We start from the raw sequence: 24,266 nt of genomic DNA on the forward strand, positions 1-24,266 counted from the left end.
CTTGTGCATTCAGAAGTTATGGATATAAATTCTGATTAGCCAAAAAAAAACTCGGTACGCCGAGTTTAATCATTTATTCCTGCAAGTCTGCCGTTTCTTTTCTAAAAATAAACAAGAGGATGGCAGCAAGGAGAGCACAGACACTGCTGGCTCCAAATGAAGCTAAAGGTCCATAAACTTGCCAAAGATATCCGGCAATTATGCTGGCAGGAAGTGCAGCTATTCCAGTTATTGCATTGAATGTTCCTAATGCAGTTCCCCTTTTTCCTGAAGGAACAATATCGGCAATATAAGCTTTTTGTATTCCCTCAGTTGCAGCATAATATAAACCATAAAAGATAAACAAAATCCATATCCCGGTGCTGCCGTGAACCATTCCAAAACCTAAGTAAATAAATGCAAAAATGATATAACCGGATATAAGAATAGGTTTTCTTCCGATCCGGTCTGAGAGAATCCCAGCCGGCAGGGAAAACAGAACATATGTTATAATAAACACCAAATAGGCGAGCGGAATATAGGCTTCCTTCATTCCGACATTTTTAGCCTGTAAAATAAGGAAAGCATCGGATGAATTTCCCAAAGCAAACAGGGCAGAAATAAGGGTAAATCCTATGAACTGGCGGCTCATCCCCTTAAAACTTATTTTCGGCAGCCCTCTGTGAATCTTTTGTTCTTTTGGCTGTTTCTCCTTTAGAAAAAAAATAAGGACTAGGACAGCCAGAATACCAGGAATAGCTGAAGCCCAAAAAACAATCCGATAATTACCTTCATAAAAAGATAGAATCAAATATGCAGCAAGCGGTCCAATCGCTGCACCAAGTGTATCCATTGAACGATGAAAGCCAAATGCCTTCCCTCGCTCTTCCTTGGATGTTGAATCAGCAATTAAAGCATCCCTTGGTGCGCCTCTTATCCCTTTGCCAAACCGGTCTCCGAATCTTATCAGCAGCACATGCCAGCCTGAGGAAGCTAGACCGAATAAGGGCTTTACAAGATTTGAAAAACCGTAGCCTGCAATCATTAATGGTTTTCTTTTTCCCATTTGGTCAGAAAGCCAGCCCGAAAACAGTTTTAGTATACTTGCTGTACTTTCAGCGATTCCTTCAATAATACCAATCGTTCCTACCTGGGTATGTAAGGTTCCAGCTAAAAATAAAGGAAGAATGGGAACAATCATTTCACTAGAAAGGTCTGTTAGAAGGCTGACCATACCTACCCAAAAAATGACTGAACTCATTCCGATAATTTTTTTTGTCTGAGTAGATTCCATTCCATGGCCTCCTATCCGACTGAAATAAAAGTTCGGGCAGAAAGCTCTTATGCTCTCTGCCCTCCTTTTCATTTTAATATAATGTATCCACTATACCCAAGCTTTACCCCTTATTCTTTACATAGACGGCTTCAGACTTCTGAGAAACCCACAGATTAGAAATCTCAAAAACTATACCATAAATAAATGTAGTCAGGAACATGGAGCCAATCATATCGAGTATTACATGCTGTTTTACAAAGAGAGTTGAAATAATGATCAGAGATCCGAATAAATGGATAGAAATAGTATTTAATAGATGCTTCTTCTGAAGATTCAATGATCCCAGCATAATTGAAAAAGTTGTAAGCACATGTATACTCGGAAAACAATTATAAGGCTGGTCGTTAGCATATATACTTTTTACTAAATGAATTATCTGGGTATTTCCCTGGGGATCCGGCCTTGGTACAGTAGTTTGAAAAAAGAAGTAGATTGTAAAACAAACTAGTTCAGCTAAAACTATCATTATTAAGGTTTTAATATATACCTTAGTATCTTTAAAGCAAAAGTAGACAAGGTACACGAACATATAGGCATACCATAATATATATGGAATAATGAAAATAGGAATGAATGGAATATTATGATCAAAAGAAGTAGAAATATCCGCCGCTTTTTGTGGATGTTCATTCAAAACCTGATAGATTAACCCCAGTACAGGCCAAACTGATAATAAAAGCAAATAGGGAGCTTTTAACAGATATTTTTTCATTTTTTATCCTCCCTTTTTATAGTATTTAATACCTATATACCCACCAAGATATTTGTCGAATCTTCTTTTGTTTCATCATAAATGTTCCTTAATTGTATAATTTTTACTAATTATTTATAAACTTAAAAGTAATAACTTACCCACCACCAGCCCATATACTTATTTATTAAAAGAAGCAGGAGATGTGCATATCCCCTGCTTAAAAAGTTTATTTAATTAAGTTGGCCGCTTTTTCTGCTTCCTTTATAATTTTCTCCATTAGCTCACTTGCCGTTAATTTCCGTGCGAGCCGCACGCTTTGGCCCGACCAAAGTGAAAGGTACTCAGGATTTTTCTGTTCTCCGGCCAATTTGCGAATTCCTTTGGTTAGCGTGTTCTGTATTGGGTATGGCGGCAGTGAATTTTCAATATCCCTGGACCTGCGTATAAATTCATTCTCAATACCTCTTGCTAGTTTACCTGAAAAAGAACGGGTTAACACGCTCTGTGTTTCTGTTGAAGAAAGAAGCTTTTCTTTATAAACCTGCTGGGCGCCGCTTTCCTTTGTAGTTAAAAAAGCAGTGCCCATTTGAACTCCCTCTGCCCCCAGGATTCTGGCAGCGAGCAATCCCCTTCCATCCATAATTCCTCCTGCTGCAATAACTGGTAATTGAACGGAATCGGAGGCTTGCGGAATAAGTGACATTGAGCCAATTAAGCTTTCAGGGGCTTCCGGTTTGAATGCTCCTCTATGTCCTCCAGCCTCACTTCCCTGCACTGTAACAGCATCCATTCCTGCTTCTTCATTAAGAAGGGCTTCATCCACTGTAGTAGCGGTCCCAATAACAATGATTCCCAATTCCTTTAAATCTTGAATGCTTTCTTTACTCGGCAAACCGAAAGTGAAGGAACAAACCGCTACTCCTTCCTCTTTTACAACCTGTAATTGTTCGTTAAATACATTATAGTCCCCTTCGTAGTCTGGGAAATCTGCATAATCAAAGCTTTTACCAAGCTTAGAGGCAATATCTCTGGCATGCCTAATACCTATCTCCAGCTCTTCCTGACTAGCTTTGTAACTGGAAGGAACAAATAAGTTAATTCCAAAGGGCTTATCCGTAAGATCCCTAATTTCTCGAATCTGTTTGTGAATTTGTTCAGGGTTCATATACCCGGCTCCTATCATTCCCAGCCCTCCGGCGTTTGAAACTGCAGCTGCTAGTTCAGAAGTAGTCGGACCTCCTGCCATTGGGGCCTGAATGATTGGATAATTGATTTGGAGCAATTCGGTAATTTTAGTCTTCCACATAGAACTTCCTCCTTTTATAGAAACAGATATTCTATTTATGTTAAGGTCTCAATATCAGCGTCTTTACCAGTTACTCTGTTTTTGTTTTGTTTCCACTGAACAATTAGCAGCATCGGCACTCCTAAAATAGAAAGAGCGCTTACCGTACTGAACACCATAAACGGATGATTGTAACCGAAATGATCTAGAAGTAAACCGCCGAGAGCTGGACCAGCCACCTGCCCGATCTGGGTGAAACCCATTGCCCCAAAATATGTCCCACGCAGATTTGGTTTTGCGATGGAATCCATAAAGACATCTGTCATCGAAAACATTAATACTTCTCCAATGGTAAACAGGAAAACTATAATAATCCAAACAGGTATTGTTTTAGCTAGCCCAAAACCTAAAAGGCTGACACTGCTGACAATATTTCCGAATAGGATACTCAAGATAGGGGAATTTCTTTTTCCTATTTTCAAAAGTGGATATTGAATAAAAATTACGATAGCTGCATTTAAAGCCAACAGTAAAGAAAACAATTTGGCTCCGTTTTTTATAGACTCTGAGTTGGACAAATATTGAGGAAGAGTAGAACCAAACTGAGAATAGCCTAATGTAGCCATAATTAGGCCGATTAAAGAAAACAAAAGGATGGAATCCGCCCGTGCTATTTGGACAGCTTCCTTCATAGTTACACGTTTTTGTATGGAAGGTGAAGTTGATTTTTCTAATTTGGAATTTCGAAAAGTGAATACTAATGAAAGACCATAAATGATGTATACCCCCGCAGCAATAAAAAAGGGAAAGGTTGTTTTAGAAGATCCCAAAAAATAACCTAGAAGGGGTCCAAATATTACCCCAAGATTAATCGCGGTATAGCGCAAATTAAAAATTGCAAGACGGTTTTTTGGTTCTGTCAGATCTGCAAGTAAAGCTCTGGACGTGGGTTCGAAAACTGAGCGGCAAAATCCATTCATTGCATTAATAATAAAAAACCCTGCCACGGTCTGAACTATCCCAAAGCCAACAAAAACCATCGACCATATAAAAATGCTTATATACAAAACTATTTTTCTTCCAAATCGGTCTGATAAATATCCTCCAAAAAAGCTGGTGCAAATGCCTATTAAGGCACTTATAGCAATAATCATTCCTGTTTTAGATGAGGAAATATGCATTATTTTTGTTAAATAAATGGCCAAAAAAGGGATGCTCATGGATGTGGCCATCCGGCCAAACATTGTCCCAATGATAATATTCACTATTACGGGATGCAGATTTTTTAAAGTTTTCATGTTTACTCCTGAGTTAGTTTAAAAATATAAGAATTATCTGGCTTATTTTACCCTTTTTTTGGGTATTCGGCAAATAAGTTCCTTGTCATTCATATAAAGAAAAACCCCATTTTCTCGGGAAAATAAGATATAATAAGTTGAACCTTTTAATGGAGAATATCCATTAACATAAACGGAAAATAATAATACTCTAACTAATAAACGAAAAGGAATATCCATAAATGACCAAAAAGAAAATGGCCTGGATTACGGACAGTACCGTATATATGACAAAGGATTTAATAGACAATCCCGATGTTTATGTTGTTCCGCTTGATATCATTTTTGGAACTGAAGCATTTCAGGATGGTATCGATTTAGATACAGAAGAACTTTATTCACGAATAAAGAGAGAAAAAGAAATCCCAAAAACTTCACAGCCATCTTCTGGCAAATTTTTAAGTTTATTTGAAAAGCTGAAGGAAGAATATGAAGGTGCAATTGCTATTCATATTTCAACTCAGCTTAGCGGAACTCTTTATAGCTGCAAGTCAGGTGCCGAAATGGCTGAATTTACACTTGAAACGGTTGACTCCAAATCAATGGGTTATGCTATAACCTCATTATTGAAGATGGGTATAGAATGGGAAAAAGAAGGTCTGACTCTAGAAGAAATCTCGTCAAAACTACGTGTAGAAACAGAGAATCTTGAAAACTATATACTCCTGGGAAACCTTGAGCAATTTTATAAAGGCGGCCGAATGTCGGGTACTCAATACCTCTTGGGAAATATTCTTCAAATAAGGCCGATTATTCGAATGAACCGAAAAGGTGAATTTGAGCTTTATGAAAAGGTCCGTACAGAGAAGAAATCCGTGAATAGATTAATTGAACTTCTCGGTGAAAACATGGAAAAGTTTCATATTTCCGAGGTTCAAATTATGCGTGGAAATGTACCAGAAAAAGCTAAAGAATTGGAACAGAAGATTAAAGCAGTGTTCCCTTCTGTAAATACAGTAATAGGAGAGATCAGCTCCACCATTGCCGTTCATTCTGGTGAAGGAACTCTTGCTATCCAGTTTCATAAGGAAGGGATAAAAGAATAAAAAACAAAGAGGTTGTTCCGGTTTTGGGGACAACCTCTATTTATTATGCTATTAGTTCAATGATATCAATTAACAAATTTAATAGAATATGTATCCCAAAAGGAACGAGCAATCTGTTTGTTTTGTAAAAGGAATAACCTAAAATAATGCCTACAAAAAATAAATTTAAAAAACCTTGCCATGATAAATGAATAGCTGCAAAAATAACCGCAGACAGGATGATTCCAGTAAAGGGATTTATCCTGACGATCAGGAATCTTGCAATGATTCTCCTAAATATAATCTCCTCTGTTATTGGGGCAAAAAAGGATGAAGATACAATTAAAAAAGGAAGAGCCCTTATTAAGCTATCTGTTGCTGCTCCCTCTGGTTCAATTCCCAACAAGCGCTCTTTTAAAAGCACAGCAAATTTTTGGGCAGCTATTACAGCAATAAAACCTCCAATTATCCAAAGAATAACTTTTCCAAAAGAAATAGGCCTCCCTTTAAATAAAGGCTGTTCCAGTTCTCTTCTTAGTATAAAAATTAATAGTACTAAAATAACGGGGAAAATTACTAGATTTATCATTGCTCTTGTTTTAACATCAATATCAATATAATCAAGAAATGCTTTTACTCCAAAGAGACTCATAAAATAAATGATAAGTGCATATATTTCCGACCTTTTCATTGAATCACCTCCTTAAACCTTTTAAGTTCTGTTAAACTTGTCTTTTTATTTTATCTCCAATCAACTTAGCTGAAAAAACAACAATAAAAACTTTAGTCTGATATGGTGATGAGCTACTTTAGAAATTTCTTAGCTTTTGTTAACACTTCAATTTTCAGCTATAATTTTGCAGATTCCCTTATATTTCAAGGCTCTTTTCGTAAACTTTGTTGTTTATAAAAGTAAAAATAGACTCGCTTTCCGCGGGCAATCAAGCTTCTGCCTGTAAATAACTTCGTGATAAACATCTGTGTGCCACTACTTGCAGCTTTGCGACGAGCTGAAGGGCAACTTCATCGAATATTCTATGGCGCAGGAGCACGCCGCCTCGGTCGCTAACGAACTGTGGGGGCTCGCCTGGCTTGCTTTTCCCGCAGGACATTGAAATTGCATCATGGAAATTGCCCACGCATAAGGAAATGCGTATACATTTTCGAGGAGTCTCGCCTATTTTTTCTCACAGTTCCTTCAAATAGCAACAATTTATTAGAAAAGAGCCTATTTCAATAATATCTTTTAACAGGAACAATTTTTAAAATGAAACCCACCCCGCTGTGTGCAGGATGGGTAATACCTTTATTTTTTTTCTGACCAGGAATACATATAGTTTGGATCTTCTATGTTTCCTGCATTCTTTACTATTTTTAAAGGATGGAAGGTGTCGATCATGACAGCTAGTTCTAATGTTTCTTTTTTGCCAATACTTCCTTCCGTTTTCCCAGGGTGCGGTCCATGCGGTATGCCAGATGGGTGAAGCGTGATGCTTCCTACCTGAATCCCTTTACGGCTCATAAAATTGCCTTCAACATAATAAAGCAGTTCATCACTATTGACATTACTATGATTGTACGGTGCTGGAATAGCCTCCGGATGATAGTCGTAAAGGCGCGGGACGAACGAGCAAACAACAAAATTATTCCCCTCAAATGTTTGATGAACTGGCGGGGGCTGGTGGATACGCCCTGTTATTGGTTCAAAATCTCCAATATTAAAAGTCCATGGATAAAGGTAACCATCCCAGCCAACTACGTCCAAGGGATGGTGGCCAAGGATATGGGAGTGGATATATCCCCTGGATTTGGTCAGAACCTCAAACTCGCCTTTTTGTTCAAAGGTTTCCAGCTTCTCTGGACCGCGGATATCCCGCTCGCAAAACGGACTGTGTTCAAGGAGCTGTCCATACTCATTCCTGTACCTTTTCGGTGTGGTGATCTGAGTGAAGGATTCAATAAACAGGATTTTTGTATTTTCATCTCCTTCTGGAATTACCCTGAATATGGTACCGATTGGAATAACAATATAATCTCCTGGCCTGTAGGAAATAGTACCGAACATAGATTCTACCTTACCAAACCCTCTATGAATAAAGAGCATCTCATCTCCATCGCCGTTTCGGTAAAAGCTCTCCATTGGCTCGCTAACGTTAATGGTTCCAATCAGTAAATCCTGGTTCCCAAGTAAATACTCCCTGGCATCTAGCGCATTACCTTTTAAAGAAATACTATCAGTAATAAAATGGCGGTGTTTAAGAGCTGCCTGCTCTTCGTATTCGGGCAGATAGCTTTTAACTAATTCTGCCTTTTCAACTTCAGTTGGCAGGTAGTGATGGTAAAGAATGGATTGCGAACCAGAGAATCCTCTTGTTCCCATTACTTGTTCTCTGTATAACGAGCCATCCTCCTTACCAAAGATTGTATGCCGTTTCTTTGGAATTTTGCCCATTTGGCGATAGAACATTTTTCATCCCTCTTTATTCTATTTTATTTTTCAAAACTCCAAGTTTCTCTATTTGTAATTCTACTTCGTCCCCTGGCTGCAGCCACCTGTGTGCATCAGCTCCTAGCTCAAGTATGCACCCTGTTCCTACTGTCCCAGATCCTATGATTTCTCCAGGATAAAGAGTAACCCCTGCAGAAGCCCTTTCAATCATTTCTCCAAACGAATAATATAAATCTCCCATATTTCCCTGAGATAACAATTTTCCATTAACATGTGCTGTCATTTGAAGATTGTAGCCCTTGCCTTTTCTGTAATCCTCTAATTCTTCTTTTGTTAAAATCCAAGGTCCGGTTGAAGTGGCAAAATCTTTGCCTTTTGCAGGACCAAGGCCCACCTTCATTTCTTTTCTTTGAAGGTCCCTGGCACTCCAGTCGTTCAAAATCATAAATCCAAAAATATAATTCTCTGCTTCAGCCGCCGGGATATCACTTCCCTCTTTCCCTATTACAGCTGCCACTTCAAGCTCATAGTCCAGCCATTCACACTCACCCGGTTTATTGATAGTTTCCCCTGGCCCTTTAATAGCCATATGGTTTGAAAAATAAAAAACAGGAATTTCATACCATTCTGGAATCATTTCCAGTCCTCGATTCTCCCTTGCTGTTTTAACATGCTGTTCGAATGCATAGAAATCACGTAAGCTTTTTGGTTTTGGCAGCGGAGCCAGCAGCTTAATACTTTTAAAAGGATAAGTACCCTTATCAGATAATTTTAAGGAAGTCAGCGCCTTTACTTTTTCTTCGTGCAAGGACAAGCCTTCAAGATATTCCAGCAAATTATCAGGCAGTTCACTACATGTTGCTTCATGAATATCAATGACAAAGCCCTCTTCTGAAAGAATGCCGCACCTCTGTTTTCCATCTTCTTTTAAAAAACTGATCCATTTCATTTGTTATCACCTAATTTCTGTTTTACGAATTAATTCAAATAAATCTGCAAGCGGGTTTGTATAGGTATTCCCTGCCATCCTGCCAACGGGCATTAGCTTCTGGCTGTCAATTCTTCCGTTGTCGTACAACACGTCATTTATATGGACATGAAGAACCTTTCCTATAATAAGGCTTCCTGCTCCTGGCTGCTCTCCAAAGTGGAGAACCTGTTCTAGTCTGCATTCAAGATGGACTGGGGACTCTTTTATCCGCGGCGGTCTAACAGCAGCATTTTTTTCCTTTGTTAATCCCGCTGCTTCCATTTCATCTACATCGGCAGGATATTCCGGTGCACACTCATTCATTTGTACAGCCAGGTCCTGGCTGACAATATTGACGACAAACTCACCAGTTTCTTCAATATTTGTGAGAGTATCTTTCTTTGCAGCATCAGTCCCTCTTCTCATTGGTGAAAAGCAAATCAGCATTGGATCTGCACATATGGCAGTAAAAAAACTGAAAGGTGCAGCATTTGCAACTCCGCCCTTATTGACTGTTGATACAAATGCAATTGGCCTAGGCAAAATGGAGCCGATAAGAAGTTTATAGGCATCACGCCATTCCAAGCTTTGTGGGTTAATCTCCAAGGTACACAACTCCTTTCCTTGAATAGGAATGAAGTACTTGCAGAAATCTATCGTTTGTCTCTCTGTTACCCAATGTGACCCGCATACCGTTCGTAATCCCAGGAATCGGCATTGGTTTTACCAGAAGACCCGCCTTTAAAAGAGATTCGAATATAGCTGGGGCCTGGTCATTTAAGGGTACATATAGGAAATTGGTTTCTGAAGGAAACGAATTATATCCTGCTTTTCTCAATCCATTACTTACATATTCTCTCTCCCTAGAATTATCTTCAGAGGACCTTTGAACAAACTTCTGATCCATCAGTGCTGCTGAAGCAGCAGCCTGGGCAAAAACATTTATATTGAATACATCCTTAGTCTTTTTTAATTCCTTTGCAGTTTTCGGGTGCATTACTCCGTACCCCACCCGCAGTCCTGCAAGTCCATATATTTTTGAAAAAGTCCTTAATATTACAAGATTTGGAAACTGTTCCACCAATGGAATCGTTTCGAGGTAATTGATCGATGTAACATACTCGGCGTAGGCTTCATCAATCACTATTAAAATATTTTCTGGGACAGAATTAATAAAATTAAGGAGTTCTATTTTTCCTGTAATTGTTCCGGTTGGATTATTAGGGTTACAGATAAAAACCATTTTTGTTTTTTGGTTAATCTCTGCTTTCATGGCCTCCAAATCATGGATTCCAGCCATCAGAGGTACGGTAACAGGAATACCGCCTTCAATAATGACATTTGTTTGGTACCGTGGAAAAGTAGCAGCTGCCATGACTGATTCGTCATTTTTATTGATAAAAGCTCTAGTCAAAATACGAATGATTTCATCCGATCCATTTCCAATAATAAAACGATCCTCCGGCAGCTGATGGAAGGAAGCGAGCTTTGCAGCAAGATTGGTGCAGCTGCCATCTGGGTAAAAATGCACCTTTTCCGTGTTTTTTAAAATAACTTCCTTTACAGACGGCGAAAAACCATATGGATTTTCATTGTCAGACATTTTAATCATCTCTTGAACGCCATACCTTTTACAAAGCTCTTCAAGCGTTTCTCCCGTCTGGTATGGAATACTCTCTAATTCATTTATCGGCTTAACTAGCATCCTAGCTTGCCCCCCTATCTATTAGAAAAACTTGGCATTCGCAAAGTCCCTTTGGCGGATGCCTTAGTTTTACTTATCACGCTAAAAACCGCTCATCGCTGTGCCTTTCGCCTGTCTATGACATCTCCGGAAAAGCTGCTGCTCTTCCTTCGTGCTGTGATATCGCTAACGAAGCCTTCTTATCCTGCCCGTCGTGCGTTTAGAATTTTTAAGGATATCAATTCTGATTAGCTAAAAAAGGGAGAATATATTCTCCCTTTTTTAATCTATGATCGGAATATTTTCCTATAGATTCCCACGTTTTTCTTGTTCGCGCTCAATTGACTCAAACAATGCTTTAAAGTTTCCTTCTCCAAATCCACGGGCGCCTTTACGCTGAATAATTTCAATAAATAGAGTGGGACGGTCTACAATTGGTTTTGTAAAGATTTGTAGGAGATATCCTTCGTCATCCCGGTCTACAAGAATGCTTAGCTCACGCAGCTTTGCTATATCCTCGTCGATTTTTCCCACACGCTCACCAAGGGCTTCATAATAACTTTCTGGAGTGGACAAAAATTCAACACCGTTCTTTTTCAATGTGGCTACTGTTGATACGATATCCTCTGTCAGGATGGCAAGATGCTGTACTCCAGCTCCGTTGTAAAACTCAAGATATTCCTGAATTTGAGATTTACGTTTACCTTCTGCCGGCTCGTTAATCGGGAACTTTATTCTTCCTCCGTTATGCATTACCTTCGACATAAGCGCGGAGTATTCTGTACTGATATCGTCATCGGTGAAGTGCTTCATTTCCTTAAAGCCCATTACCTTTGAATAGTACTCTACCCACTCATCCATGCTTTCTACATTGCCAACTACGTGATCAATACCGATTAAACCTGCATCTACAACTGGAAGGCTAAAGGTATATGGTTCAAAGCCAGGCATAAAAACACCGCTGTAATTTTTTCTTTCCACAAGAGTATGAATGGTATCACCATATGTGCCTAGGACAGCCTTTTTAATGGATCCATGAGCATCACTGAGCTCAAAAGGGGCTGCAATAGCAATGGCACCACGCTCTACTGCTTCATGAAATGCCTTTTCTACATCATCAACAAGTAGTGCTACATCCTTTACTCCATCGCCATGTGTCTTTACAAAGGATGAAATTCTGCTTTTTTCTGTAAGAGAACCTGTGATTACCAACCTTATTTTCTTTTGCTGAAGCACATAGGAAACAGTCTCGCGGTTCCCTGTTTCCAAGCCAGAATACGCAACAGGTTTAAAACCGTAGGCCGTGGCAAAAAAGTGACATGCTTGTTTAGCATTTCCTGTGTAAATTTCAAGGTAATCGACATCTCTTACCGGGAAAAAGTCCTCTGTTAATGTTTCAGATTTTAATACTTGTTCTTTCATATATAGCCCTCCTAATATTTTAATTTTCTGAATTAATGGTATTAAAAATTAATCGATCTTCTCAAGAGTTCGTTCTAAAGCTAAAAAAACGCTTTTCAGTATTAAAGAAGCTTTGCTTTCATCTTTTCATTTTTTGGCTTCGGCGGAATGTGTATTGCCTTTCCATTCAGCATTTCTGCAGCTTCTAACACTCCCTCGCTGATACTTGGATGAGGATAGAGCGGGAATGTTAAATCTTCATCCCTTGCCGCCATTTCAAGGGCAATAGTTCCGGCAGAGATTAATTCCAGTGCCCCTTCACCCATTATATGGATACCAAGAATTAAATGAGTATCCACCTCGGAAACTACTTTTATAAACCCTTCTTTTTTTCCGGAAAGGGCAGAATAACCGTTTGACATAAGAGGAAAATGGCCAATTTTTATATTTAGCCCCTGTTCTGCAGCCTCTTCCTCAGTTAATCCCACTGTAGCAATAGGCGGGATTGTATGAACTACTTTAGGCATAAAGCGCAAGTCGATTTCAGGAGAGAGGCCAGCGATTGCTTCTGCTGCAGCTTTCCCCTGACTGATTGCCCTAAGTGCCAGAGGAGGACCCTCCGTTATATCTCCAATAGCATATATATTAGGCATTGAAGTTCGGCACTGCCGGTCTGCCTGTATAAATCCTTCTGAGTTCATTCCTACTCCAAGCCGGTCTGCTCCAATATCATAGGTATTTGGTTTGTTTTTTGATGAAATAAATAAATGGGTGCAAGTAAGAGTCCTTTCATCACTGCCAGCTTTATAGGTAAGTATTACACCTTCCTGGTTTATTTCAGTACTTTGTATCTCAGAATCTATAAGAATCGATATTTTTTCCTTCTTAAAAATCCTTTTTAATTCTTTGGTAACCGATGAATCAAAGTTAAAATCTTTTTTTCCTTTTTCAAGCAAAAGGGTAACCTCTGAACCCAAGGTTCTGTAGGCAGCAGCTATTTCCAGCGCATTTACGTCACTTCCGTATACCACAAGATGGCCAGGAATTTGATCTAAGAAAGAAACCGTCCACTTATTGTGTATTCTTTTACCGTCAAAAGAGATGCCCGGAGTCACAGCAGGTTTTGCTCCTGCTGCAATAATGGCATTTTTAAACCGGTAAACCTCAAAACTGTCTCCATTCTCTACTCCAATTCGATCAGTTGATAAAAAATATGCACTTCCTTTAAGGAGCTCTACCTTGTTTGCCTGGCAAAGTGCCTCAATCCCTTTTTTCAACTGGTCAATCACTTTTTTTCGATTAGAGGCCTGTTTATCAATGTTTATTTTCAAGCTGCCAATTTCAAAACCCATATTGCCCGCACTTAAAATTTCCCGATGTTTTTTCGCCTGGGCAGTTAGAAGCTTGGATGGAATGCAGCCTTTATTTAGACAGATTCCTCCGAGCTCTTCCTTTTCAATCAGAGTAACCTTTTGGCCGAGCTGTGAAGCACGGATAGCTGCATGATATCCCCCTGGGCCGCCGCCAATAATGACCAAATCCCTTTCATGGGCCATTTCTCCAACGACCATTTAAATCAACTCCAGTAAAAGCTTTTTAGGATTTTTAATATATTCCGAGAATAGATTCGTAAACCTTACTGCTGTTGCCCCGTCTGCAACCCGATGATCAAAGGACATCGAAATGTTCATAACAGAACGAATAGCAATCTGATCATCCTCCATTACTACCGGCATTTTTTTTGTTTTATGAAATGAAACCAATGCAACCTGAGGATGCAGGATAATAGGCGTTGCCCCAAGGCTTCCCCCAAGAGGGCCTACATTACTGATGGTAAAAGTTCCTCCCGAAATATCAGGAATAGTTAACTGGTCCCTTAAGGCTTTCTGGGTTAGATCCTTCATTTCCTGATGTATTTCGCGAAGTGATTTTTTGTCGATATCTTTTACAACGGGTACAATCAAGCCATCTTCAGTTTCAACTGCAACACCAATATGGTGCTCAGATATAAGCCTAATCCTTTCTTTCTCTTCCTCCAGCACGGCATTAAAAATGGGATATTTCTTTAGGCAAACTGACAATGCTTTCATGAAAAACACAGTAGCTGATATGTTTTCTTTTTCTTTCTTTAACTCCCCACGGAAATGGATCAATTCTGTTACATCTACCTCCTCGAAATGGGTACAATGAGGAATGGTGTAAACAGATTGGTGCATTTTCCTGGCTATTTGTTTTCTGCGTCCACGGAAAGGCAGGGTAGTGCCCTGTATATATTCTTCCTTTGCTGGCTGACTCTCCTGTTTTTCCTTAATGACAGTAACAAATAATTCTTCCTTTGGCTTCTCTTCGTTCTGTTGGCCGATGAACTGGTATACATCCTCGTCAGTAACTCTGCCTGCCGGACCAGTTCCCTGGATTTTTTCAATATCTACTTTATGGTCTCTTGCTATCTTTCTGGTAAATGGAGACGCAAGAATTCTTTTGTATTTTATTTGGTTACAATTATTTAGAACACCATTAGATGATTCAAATACTTCTTGGTGAAAAGATGTCTTTTCAGGTAATGAAATGGCTGGCTGATTTACGGTTGATACATCAGCTGTTTCAAGAATTAATAGTGTTGTTCCTACCCTAACCCTCTGCCCTTCAGTTACCTTAAAGGCCCCTACTCTTCCAGAGACTGGCGATGGGATTTCTGCTGTCATTTTGTCGGTTTGTACCTCAACAAGGGGATCATCTGCTTTTACCATGTCTCCTGGCTTTACGAGAAAGCAGTTGATATCAGCCTCTGTCATGCCTTCTCCAATATCATGCAGTTTAACTTCCAACTTGGTTCACCTCCTTAAAAGCGGATTACTTTTTCAATTGCATGAACAATACGTCTTGCATTCGGCAGGTAATGGTCTTCGAACCCAAAGTAAGGTACTGGTGCATCGAAGCCTGTAACTCTTTCAGCGGGTGCTTTTTGATAAAGAAAAGAAGTGTCATTGATAATTGACATAATGTCATTCCCCACTCCACCTGTCCCGTGGGCCTCATGGACAATGATCGTCCTCCCTGTTTTTTGGACCGACTCAGCAATAATATCCCGATCAAGCGGATAAAGCGTTCTTAAATCGATAACCTCGCAGCTAATCCCTTTTTCTTTCATTTCCTCTGCTGCTTTGATGGCTGGAGGAACCATTGCACCCCATGTGAGAAGAGTAACATCGCAGCCTTCGATCAGCTTTTTGCCTTTTCCGATTTCAATAGTATATTTTCTATCTGGCACTTCCTCCCTGACTGACCGATAACACCTCATTGGTTCAAGGAAAAGAACAGGATCAGGATCCTCAATTGCTGCTATTAAGAGCCCTTTAGCATCGCCAGGTGAAGAAGGGCAGACCACTTTAATTCCCGGCATATGGGTAAAAAGAGCTTCTGTACTGTCACAATGTATTTCCGGTGCTCTTACCCCAGCCCCATAAGGTGCGCGGATAACCATGGGAACTGAAAAATGCCCCATTGTTCTCATCCGCAGGCGGGAAGCATGTGTCATTATTTGTTCGTATGCTGGATAAATAAATCCAAGAAATTGAATTTCAGTGACAGGGATAAAACCATTTACAGCCATCCCTATAGCGGCTCCAATAAAACCAGCCTCACTTAAAGGTGTGTCCATTACCCTTTTCTCTCCGAACCTTTCCTGTAATCCGTCTGTTGCCCGAAAGACCCCACCGTTTTTCCCTATATCTTCACCCATCAGGATGACATTGGAATTCTCCTCAAGCATAATCGACAAGGCATCATTTACTGCCTGGATAAAGGTCATTGTTTGGGTTCCTGTTGCCGTGCTCATTCTATTTCACCGCCTATCAATGCCAGATATTCTTCTTTTTGTTTTTGAAGTGGCCAGACCAGTTCAGCGAAAACATGATCAAAAATGTTTGCCGGATCAGGGGGAGGGAAGGCTTCCATATCCGATACAGCCTGATCAATTTCTTTGACTGCTACCTCTTCGATTGACTTAATCCAATTCTCGTTATAAATCCCTTTATTTTTCATTATTCGTTCTAATCTTTTCAAAGGATCCAATTGCTCCTGAAAAATTTTGCTTTCTTCCTGATCCCGGTATTTTGACGGATCGTCTGCGGTGGTATGAGCCCCCTTCCTCCAGGTTACTGCTTCTATTAAAGTAGGCCCTTGACCGTTTCGGGCTCTTTCAAGTGCACTCAAGGTTTCAAAGTAAACAGCGAACACATCATTTCCATCCACTCTTACTCCAGGAATATCATAGGCAAGAGACTTTTGGGCAATGGTTTTTGAATTCATTTGTTTTTCTGTAGGAACAGAAATGGCATAACCATTATTTTGATTAAAAAAGACAACTGGTGCTTTCACGACACTGGCAAAGTTTAATCCTTCATGAAAATCTCCTTCGGAGGTTGCACCGTCACCAAAATAAACAATGGCAGCATTTTTGTTCCCTTTTAACTTTTCAGCATATGCCGCACCGGCTGCATGAGGAATTTGAGTAGCAATTGGAATACCGGGAGGAAAAATCTTTTTCCCTTCAGGCGGGATGCATCCCTCATTTCTACCGTTCCAGAACAGCAGGATTTGCCTTAAAGAATGACCGAAAACCATAGCTGCACCATGGTCCCGGTAGGTTGGAAATAACCAGTCGTCTTTTTCCAAAGCAAGAGCACTGCCTGCCTGGGCCGCCTCCTGTCCTTCAAAGGGGGCATATGTGCCAATTCTTCCCTGTCTTTGCAGGCTGATTGCTTTCCTATCGAAAAGGCGCATACGGAACATATGCTTATAAAAATTTCTTATTAAATCCTCTGTAATCTGGTTCTGATATTGCTCCTTAGTGATATTTCCGTTTTGGTCGATCATTTGTATAATTGGAAAGCTGATTTCCATTTTGATCACCTTACTTTCAAAGATTTATGAACGGACCGCCCATTTAGGTCGCTTTGTATGGGAGAAAAAGCTATTTCTTTTTGATCTGGCAGCAATTCTGCTTTCACAAAAATAATTTGCTGCTTCTACTGTTGTTTTTCCATCTGCCTCTGCATGACGGTAAACATCTGTAAGAGTGTCATAAATAGCCCTCGTTTTTTGAAGAACTCTCTCTTTATTTGAAGAATACAGCTCATCAGCTACCTGTATTAATCCTCCTGCATTTACGATATAATCCGGAGCATATAAAATTCCCCTGGCTTGCAGCATTTCCCCATGCCTAAGTTCAAGCAGCTGATTATTAGCCGAACCCGCAATTGCCGTTACCTTTAGAAGCGGAATAGTGTCATCATTTATAATCCCGCCTAGTGCACATGGTACGAAGACATCTGCTGGTACAGTATAAATTTCTTCACTATTTACAGCCTTAATGCTGGCTCCCATGGTCTTTGCCTTTTCTGATAGCCGTTCAATAGCATCAAGGTTAATATCTGTCACATATAAATCTGCTCCTGCATCAAGCAGGTGCTCTGCAACCTTTAATCCAACTTTTCCAAGTCCCTGGATGGAGTAGCCTCTTCCTGCGAGGGAATCGGACCCCCAAATTGCACGGTTTGTCGCCTGGATTCCGTAGATAACCCCGAGTGCAGTTGGAACGGAGGAGTCACCACTGCCGCCATACGCTTCGTCAACCCCTACAATACAATTAGTTTCCTTCATGGCATGGACAAAGTCTTCAGGGCTGGTTCCCATATCTGTTCCTGTGTAAAAGCGCCCGTTTAAAGAGTCAACGAACTGTCCGAAAGCCCTGAAAAGTTCAGGGCTTTTATCCTTGGTTGGATCTCCGATAATGACAGATTTACCGCCGCCAAAATCGACATCGGACGCAGCACACTTATACGTCATTCCCCTGGAGAGTCTTAGAACATCCTCGAGAGCTGCCTCGGTTGATTTATAGGGCAGCATCCGGCAGCCACCAAGAGCCGGACCCAATTGTGTACTGTGAATCGCAATAATTGCTTTCAGGCCAGTAGCCTCATCATTACAAAAAACAACTTGTTCATGTCCGTTGATTTTTTGAAAGATATCCATGCTGATTTTCTCTCCTTCAAAGGATGATAACGCTTTCATTTTTCTTAACCTCCAAAACCATTATTTAAAAATTAACCAATATCGCTTTGCCGCTTTAAAGTAAATTATTCCTATTAAAATACGAAAGAAACAAACCTAAAAGGCTGTTTCTTTTTTTCTAACAAATTATGATTTTAAAAATTCCTGAATTTTGCTTTTTAGCAGGATGACCTGCTTCACCTCGCCAGTCCCAATAATTCCTTTTTGGGTTTCAGCCCGTACTTCGGTAATTAGGGAATTGACTGTCACTTTTTTGATTTCTGCTGTTAAGTGCACCCGTTCACCTAAAATGGAAGGAGCTAAATGTTTAACATTTACAGAAGCACCCATGCCTTCTTCCCCTTCCTCAAGATATGGCAGAAGCAAAAGCCTTGAAGCCCACTCCATATGATGGACCAAAGAAGCGGTAGAATAAACCGGATGCACTAGCTTTCCTTCAAAGCAGGGAAACATTTCCTCTGTAACTTCCACTTCAATACTAATAGACTGGCCAACATGAATACCTGGTTTCATCGTAAACCCCTATATAAAAGATATTTATGATAAAATTGCCCGGTCATTTGCCATTTGGACTCCACGAATCCTTTGAAATTCCAGGAGCAGGGTTTCAATAGTCAACTTTTTCTTTTCTTCTTCATCAACCTCAAAAATGATTTGTCCCTTATCCATCATAATCAATCTGTTTCCCAGATCAATTGCCTGCTGCATATTGTGAGTTACCATCATGGTGGTTAACTTATACCGATCAACAATTTCTCTTGTCAGGTTAGTGATTAGCTCTGCTCTAGAGGGGTCTAATGCTGCTGTATGTTCATCCAGAAGAAGTATGGCTGGTTCCGTAAAGGTTGCCATTAGCAAAGATAGAGCCTGGCGTTCTCCGCCTGATAATAGTCCAACCTTTGCGGTTAAGCGATTTTCAAGACCTAGATGCAGAGACTCCAATACTTCCTTGAAAAATTCACGTCTGCTTTTTGTCACACCACGCCGAAAGGTTCTTGTCTTATTGCGGGAATATGCCATAGCCAAATTTTCTTCAATCGTCATCGTTGGTGCCGTTCCTGCCATGGGATCCTGAAATACGCGGCCGATTAGTTTGGATCTGTTGTACTCGGTCATATTCGTTACGTTTTTGCTATCAAGGTGGATTTCACCTACATCAGGAGTAAGAACACCCGAAATAATATTCATTAATGTTGACTTTCCGGCCCCATTGCTTCCGATAACAGTGACAAAGTCACCAGGTTTTAGCGACAAATCCACATGATCGATTGCGATTTTTTCATCAGGGGTTCCTTCATTAAACACCTTATGAATTTGATTTAAGTGCAGCATGATTATCCCCCTTTCGGTCTGCTGGGATAGGAACAACATTCATACGCTCTGTTTTCCTGCGTGATTTTCTTTTTCTTTCTTTAGAACCTTCAACAATTTTCGGGGCCGTCAGGGCAATAATGACGATAGCCGCCGTAATCATTTTCATATCACCGGGGTTCAGGAATTCAATTCTCAGCGCCAGAGTGACCACAATTCTATAAATGATCGAACCGCCAATAACAGCAAGTGTTGTACGGGCAATCGTTTTTGTGCCAAAAAGCGCTTCCCCGATAATGACCGATGCAAGACCAATGATGATCATACCAATTCCCATTCCCACATCAGCAAATCCTCCCTGCTGAGCGATAAGAGCTCCTGAGAAAGCAACTAATGCGTTAGAAATACCAAGGCCAAGAATAATCAGCAGATTCGTATTTGCAGAAAGGCTCCGGATCATCCGCTTGTTATCGCCGGTAGCTCGCACAGCAAGCCCAATTTCGGTATTCAGGAACCAATCGGTAAACCATTTAATCAAAAATGTTACGACTACCATAAAAATGAGGATTCCCCATGTTTCCGGCAGGCTGTCGCCAAGACCAATTGATGTTAAAAGCTTATTTAAAAATGAATCAATCCCTGTTTTTTGAAAAAAGCCACTTACACTTGTAAAAGCTGTATCAGTATTCAATAAAGGAATATTTGATCTTCCCATAATTCGAAGATTAACTGAATACAGAGCGATCATCATTAAAATACCAGATAAAAGAGCATTAATTTTTCCGATGGTATGGATAATACCAGTCAGGCAGCCTGCCACAAAACCAGCGATTAAAGCGAAAATGGTAGCAGTAAAAGGATTAGTGCCGTTGACAATCATAATCGATGAAATCGCCGCTCCCGTTACAAAGCTTCCATCGACCGTTAGATCGGGAAAATCAAGGATTCGAAAGGATAAATATACACCTAGTGCCATAATTGCGAAGATGATTCCTGATTCGAAGGATCCAAACATGGCTGTAAACAATTTCATCATCCTCTCTTTTGGAATTTAAGCCTTAAACACACAGATTAGGGGCGGATTGTTGTTAATCCTCATCCGCCCGCTTACTTATAATTACTTACCGTTAATTACTTACCATCGTAAAATTCTCCAAGTTTCTCCCAATCCGGATTTACCTTTAAGCCCTGTGCTTCAGCTGCTTTTTTATTAATAACGAGCTTCAGGCTTTTTGGAAGTTCAACCGGAATTTCGGAAGGTTTCTTTTTACCGCTAAGGATATCTGCTGCCATTAACCCGGTTTGATATCCAAGGTCATAATAGCTAAATCCGCTTGCTGCAACCGCACCGCGTTTCATTGAATCAAGCTCCCCTACAAAGAGCGGAATCTTCTTGCTATTAGCGACCGAAATAACGGTTTCAAGGGCAGAAACAACTGTATTATCAGTAGGAATATAAATAGCATCAACCCTCCCTACTAAAGATTCTGCAGCCTGCTTCACTTCTGCAGATGTAGATACAGATACCTCTACAAGCTTTGCCCCTTTTTTCTCAGCCAGTTCCTTTACTGCTTTAACCTGGACGACCGAATTTTGTTCCCCTGAATTATAAACAACGCCAATTTTCTTGGCTTTCACTTCTTCTGTAATAAAGTTAATGGTTTTACCTGTTGCTTCTGGATGATTATCTGTTGTTCCTGTAATGTTCTTGCCAGGTTTATCAAAGGATTTTACCAGTCCTGCCCCAACAGGATCCGTAACAGAAGTAAACAGTATGGGAATATCCTTTGTGGCATTCAAAGCACTAACAGCACTAGGAGTGGCATTGGCAAAAATTAAATCAACTTTGTTCCCCACAAAGTTATTAGCGATAGTCTGAGTGTTATTCATGTCTGCCTGTGCATTTTGCTCGTCGAACTTAGCTTTGATTCCCTTATCTTTCAATGCTTTTTTGAAACCATCTGTTGCAGCATCAAGAGATGGATGCTCGGCAAATTGAGTGATTCCTATTTTGAATTCTTTTTTGGCAGCTTCTTTTTGTGAACCTCCCGAAGTTTCTTTGCTTCCACAACCTGCAAGAAGAAGCATTCCGGCCAAAACAATCGAAAACGACCGAACATGTTTTTTCATTAAAATCCCCCTCTTTTAAATAAACTGACCTCTTTATGTAATACAAATCGGCATCGTATGATAAATAATATAGACACCGTAAATATATCGTTATACTATCACTTTATTATTCTTAAAGTCAATAATATTCTAAAAATTTGATATATTTATAAAATTATATCAAGAAAATAGAAAATCGCAAGGGGATTTTAATTGCGTTTTTATAAAGAAGGCACTTTTCATCAACTTTGTGGTTAATAAAAGCAAAAAAGCCTCCCTTTCCGCTGGCAATCAAGCTGCTGCCTGTAAATAACTTCATGATAAACAACTGTGTAATTGCTACTTGCTAGCTGAAGAGGGCTTCTTCGAATATTCTTTGGCGCAGGCGCACGCCTCCTCGGTCGCTAACAACCTGCGAGGTCTCGCTTGGCTTGCTTTTCCCGCAGGACATTGAATTTGCATTATGGAATCCGCCCACGCACGAAGGAAATGCGAATGCATTTTCGAGGAGTCTCGTATTTTTTCTCACAGTTTTTTCAAATTGCAACATTCTCCTAGAATGAGCCATAAAGAAAGAAAGTGTACGGGTACGGATCCGCTTCTTTTCCAGGAACGAACCAATAAGCCCCTTCAAAACACCTTAACTACCTTTTTAGGATTAACACATATCGAAAAAAGAAGCAGAACTCTTCTGCTTCCTCTTAAAACATATTTGAAATTTTCTTTATTTGCGAACTTGCCTCGGCCATCATACTCTCCAGTAATTCAGAAACACTGGGGAGATCATCTATAAACCCAGAGATTTGCCCACTGTTCATAAATCCCTTTTCCCCATTTCCTTCTATAGCCCCTATTTTATGAATATCCTCTGTTGTTAAACTATTAAATTCTTCAAGAGAAACTCCATGTTTTTCTTCTGATAAAAGTTTTTCAGCATAGGCTGTTTTTATCACTCTTCTAATTCTGCCCACTGACCTTCCGACAATTACAGTTTCCGTGTCTCCAGCCGTGAGAATTTTTTCCTTGTAATTTGGGTGAAAGGGAGCATCCTTTGTTGCAATGAACCGTGTTCCCATTTGAACCCCCTGTGCCCCCAGCATTAGCATGGCTGCTAGGCCACGGCCATCAGCAATCCCTCCTGCTGCCACAACCGGTACATCTACTGCTTTTGCGATTTGAGGGATTAATGTCAAAGTAGTGGTTTCATAAGGAGAGTTTATTCCCGCTGCCTCATAACCCTCTGCTACAATAATATCCGCACCCGCCTCGGCAGCTTTAACCGCCTGTCTGACAGAGGCTGTGACCGTAATGACTTTTATGTTATGTATATGAAGCTTTGGTATGTAAGGAGCCGGATTTCCTGCAGAAAGCGAAACAGCTGAGACCGAGTATTTAACTGCGAGTGAGAGCATTTCTTTAATAAAGGGAGAAACACCTAATGCCAGGTTTATAGCAAAAGGTTTGTCTGTAAGCTTTTTAGTCTCAAGGATTATTCTTTCAACCTCATTAGGGTCCATAGTTCCAGCACCAATTGTTCCAAGTCCTCCGGCGTTGGAAACAGCTGCAGTTAAAATACTATTACTGATATTCCCCATGCCTCCCTGAAAGATAGGATACCTGATATTTAGTGCCTCGGTTAATAAGTTCACAAAAGTCCCTCCCTCCGTATAAAAAAGGGTATATAAAATGATATTATCAGTCAGTAATATAAGGATGGTCCATCAAGTTATATGAAGAATCTTTTTCCTCTAGTTCGTTTCCGTCCCTGAAAACCATTTCGAAAAATCTGGATGCAGGCTCGGCGAGTTCTTTATAGTAATTGGAAAAGAGTGAAGCTGCATGGTTGCCAAGCCATTCTTCGGGAAGAAGCTCTTCTGGAAGACCTGGATCAAAAAATAGGAATTTACGGTATTCATGAACGAGTTTTGCTCTTTCAACAAAGCATTCCGCATCAGTCATCTGGCCCTTGCTTAATTTACTTCTATCAATAATGTATTTCTGGCTGTATTCGCCAATAAACTGCCTATATTTATCGTTAATTTCTTCTAAATTCCAAGCTCTGCTTACAAGACTATTATTTTGGTGAGGACCGTCATATTCAGCAATAAAAAAATCAATATACGTCTTTATTTCATATTTTTCTACCAAATCATAGACCTGTTTTTCAAGACTGATTGGTGAAATCCAGCAGCTATTCGATAGTGTTCCAAAACCGCTCCATATCAGTTCCTTTCGAAGTTCGTCCCGTACACTGCGGATTTCTTCAGGAATGGTATACATGAGAATCCTCCATTTACCATCCCAATTCTCGGGCTTTAACTTAAAAATTCTTTTACCGGCTTCCTGTATCCTTTTAATCCCCCGCTCTGTTAGGGAATAGTAGCTTTTATTGCCAAACTTCTCAGCCTGTACCCATCCCTGTTTGTTCATTCTTGAAATTGCCGCTCTGACGGATTGGCTGTTATGGCCAAATTCTTCAAGCAGCCGAATCAGGCTGCCAATCCAAATTTTATTTCCATAGTGAGATATATAATCGCCATATAATGTAAAGATCATTGATCTGGTATTCACGTATCATACATCCTTTTCGTTTGAAAAATTCTTGTAAAGA

General features: G+C 40.1%; 22 protein-coding genes. 1 reads left to right on the top strand and 21 read right to left on the bottom strand.

Translation table 11 applies throughout. The features are described from left to right. Positions 1-73: 73 nt before the first annotated feature. From G8761_RS10580 to G8761_RS10595, 4 genes are all read right to left on the bottom strand, one after another. On the bottom strand, positions 74-1,273 hold the full coding sequence (locus tag G8761_RS10580) for an MFS transporter (protein ID WP_243449978.1): 1,200 nt from the start codon (positions 1,271-1,273) through the stop codon (positions 74-76). Between the two features lie 103 nt (positions 1,274-1,376). Next, a complete protein-coding gene (locus G8761_RS10585) occupies positions 1,377-2,027 on the bottom strand; it encodes a phosphatase PAP2 family protein (RefSeq protein WP_166026363.1) in 651 nt (216 codons plus the stop codon). A 208-nt stretch (positions 2,028-2,235) separates the two neighbouring features. Beyond that, on the bottom strand, positions 2,236-3,315 hold the full coding sequence (locus G8761_RS10590) for an NAD(P)H-dependent flavin oxidoreductase (RefSeq protein WP_166026365.1): 1,080 nt from the start codon (positions 3,313-3,315) through the stop codon (positions 2,236-2,238). A 35-nt stretch (positions 3,316-3,350) separates the two neighbouring features. Next, complete coding sequence (locus G8761_RS10595; protein WP_166026367.1) at positions 3,351-4,592, bottom strand: MDR family MFS transporter; 1,242 nt, start codon at positions 4,590-4,592, stop codon at positions 3,351-3,353. A 221-nt stretch (positions 4,593-4,813) separates the two neighbouring features. On the opposite strand from G8761_RS10595, the gene G8761_RS10600 reads away from it, so the two are divergent. Next, a complete protein-coding gene (locus G8761_RS10600) occupies positions 4,814-5,677 on the top strand; it encodes a DegV family protein (RefSeq protein ID WP_166026369.1) in 864 nt (287 codons plus the stop codon). 43 nt (positions 5,678-5,720) lie between these two features. Here G8761_RS10600 and G8761_RS10605 read toward each other — a convergent pair whose 3' ends face one another. From G8761_RS10605 to paaX, 17 genes are all read right to left on the bottom strand, one after another. Further along, the gene (locus G8761_RS10605) at positions 5,721-6,347 is read right to left on the bottom strand and encodes a CPBP family intramembrane glutamic endopeptidase (RefSeq protein ID WP_166026371.1); all 627 of its coding nucleotides are present in this window, start codon (positions 6,345-6,347) and stop codon (positions 5,721-5,723) included. A gap of 615 nt (positions 6,348-6,962) precedes the next feature. Next, positions 6,963-8,123, bottom strand: coding sequence for a homogentisate 1,2-dioxygenase (locus G8761_RS10610; protein WP_166026373.1), 1,161 nt, complete (start codon positions 8,121-8,123; stop codon positions 6,963-6,965). A 13-nt stretch (positions 8,124-8,136) separates the two neighbouring features. Next, positions 8,137-9,054 (bottom strand): fumarylacetoacetate hydrolase family protein, encoded by a 918-nt coding sequence (locus G8761_RS10615; RefSeq protein WP_166026375.1) that lies wholly within the window; start codon positions 9,052-9,054, stop codon positions 8,137-8,139. Positions 9,055-9,060: 6 nt separating this feature from the next. Beyond that, positions 9,061-9,681, bottom strand: coding sequence for a flavin reductase family protein (locus G8761_RS10620; RefSeq protein ID WP_166026377.1), 621 nt, complete (start codon positions 9,679-9,681; stop codon positions 9,061-9,063). Beyond that, positions 9,671-10,780, bottom strand: a complete 1,110-nt coding sequence (gene hisC / locus G8761_RS10625; RefSeq protein ID WP_166026379.1) for a histidinol-phosphate transaminase — start codon at positions 10,778-10,780, stop codon at positions 9,671-9,673. Before hisC ends, G8761_RS10620 begins: the two co-directional genes overlap by 11 nt. A gap of 285 nt (positions 10,781-11,065) precedes the next feature. Continuing rightward, the gene (gene hppD / locus G8761_RS10630; RefSeq protein ID WP_166026381.1) at positions 11,066-12,181 is read right to left on the bottom strand and encodes a 4-hydroxyphenylpyruvate dioxygenase; all 1,116 of its coding nucleotides are present in this window, start codon (positions 12,179-12,181) and stop codon (positions 11,066-11,068) included. A 101-nt stretch (positions 12,182-12,282) separates the two neighbouring features. Continuing rightward, on the bottom strand, positions 12,283-13,731 hold the full coding sequence (gene lpdA, locus G8761_RS10635; RefSeq protein ID WP_166026383.1) for a dihydrolipoyl dehydrogenase: 1,449 nt from the start codon (positions 13,729-13,731) through the stop codon (positions 12,283-12,285). Next, positions 13,732-14,988 (bottom strand): dihydrolipoamide acetyltransferase family protein, encoded by a 1,257-nt coding sequence (locus G8761_RS10640; RefSeq protein WP_166026385.1) that lies wholly within the window; start codon positions 14,986-14,988, stop codon positions 13,732-13,734. A 14-nt stretch (positions 14,989-15,002) separates the two neighbouring features. Continuing rightward, a complete protein-coding gene (locus tag G8761_RS10645; RefSeq protein ID WP_166026387.1) occupies positions 15,003-15,998 on the bottom strand; it encodes an alpha-ketoacid dehydrogenase subunit beta in 996 nt (331 codons plus the stop codon). Continuing rightward, positions 15,995-17,065 (bottom strand): pyruvate dehydrogenase (acetyl-transferring) E1 component subunit alpha, encoded by a 1,071-nt coding sequence (gene pdhA, locus G8761_RS10650; RefSeq protein WP_166026389.1) that lies wholly within the window; start codon positions 17,063-17,065, stop codon positions 15,995-15,997. The genes G8761_RS10645 and pdhA overlap by 4 nt, the downstream gene beginning before the upstream one ends. 24 nt (positions 17,066-17,089) lie before the next feature. Next, positions 17,090-18,235, bottom strand: coding sequence for a Leu/Phe/Val dehydrogenase (locus G8761_RS10655; protein ID WP_243449979.1), 1,146 nt, complete (start codon positions 18,233-18,235; stop codon positions 17,090-17,092). A gap of 126 nt (positions 18,236-18,361) precedes the next feature. Next, complete coding sequence (locus G8761_RS10660) at positions 18,362-18,748, bottom strand: thioesterase family protein (RefSeq protein WP_166026391.1); 387 nt, start codon at positions 18,746-18,748, stop codon at positions 18,362-18,364. A 24-nt stretch (positions 18,749-18,772) separates the two neighbouring features. Further along, positions 18,773-19,567: an ABC transporter ATP-binding protein gene (locus G8761_RS10665; protein ID WP_166026393.1), complete on the bottom strand. Its 795-nt coding sequence runs from the start codon at positions 19,565-19,567 to the stop codon at positions 18,773-18,775. Continuing rightward, positions 19,542-20,573 (bottom strand): ABC transporter permease, encoded by a 1,032-nt coding sequence (locus G8761_RS10670; protein WP_166026852.1) that lies wholly within the window; start codon positions 20,571-20,573, stop codon positions 19,542-19,544. Before G8761_RS10670 ends, G8761_RS10665 begins: the two co-directional genes overlap by 26 nt. A 104-nt stretch (positions 20,574-20,677) precedes the next feature. Then, positions 20,678-21,676 (bottom strand): ABC transporter substrate-binding protein, encoded by a 999-nt coding sequence (locus tag G8761_RS10675; protein ID WP_166026395.1) that lies wholly within the window; start codon positions 21,674-21,676, stop codon positions 20,678-20,680. 680 nt (positions 21,677-22,356) lie between these two features. Beyond that, complete coding sequence (locus G8761_RS10680; protein ID WP_166026397.1) at positions 22,357-23,304, bottom strand: nitronate monooxygenase; 948 nt, start codon at positions 23,302-23,304, stop codon at positions 22,357-22,359. Between the two features lie 46 nt (positions 23,305-23,350). Continuing rightward, the gene (gene paaX, locus G8761_RS10685; protein ID WP_166026399.1) at positions 23,351-24,226 is read right to left on the bottom strand and encodes a phenylacetic acid degradation operon negative regulatory protein PaaX; all 876 of its coding nucleotides are present in this window, start codon (positions 24,224-24,226) and stop codon (positions 23,351-23,353) included. Between the last annotated feature and the right edge of the window lie 40 nt (positions 24,227-24,266).

The sequence above is a fragment of the Neobacillus terrae genome, from assembly GCF_011393025.1.
In the GTDB taxonomy this organism is placed as follows: Bacteria; Bacillota; Bacilli; order Bacillales; family Cytobacillaceae; genus Neobacillus_A; species Neobacillus_A terrae.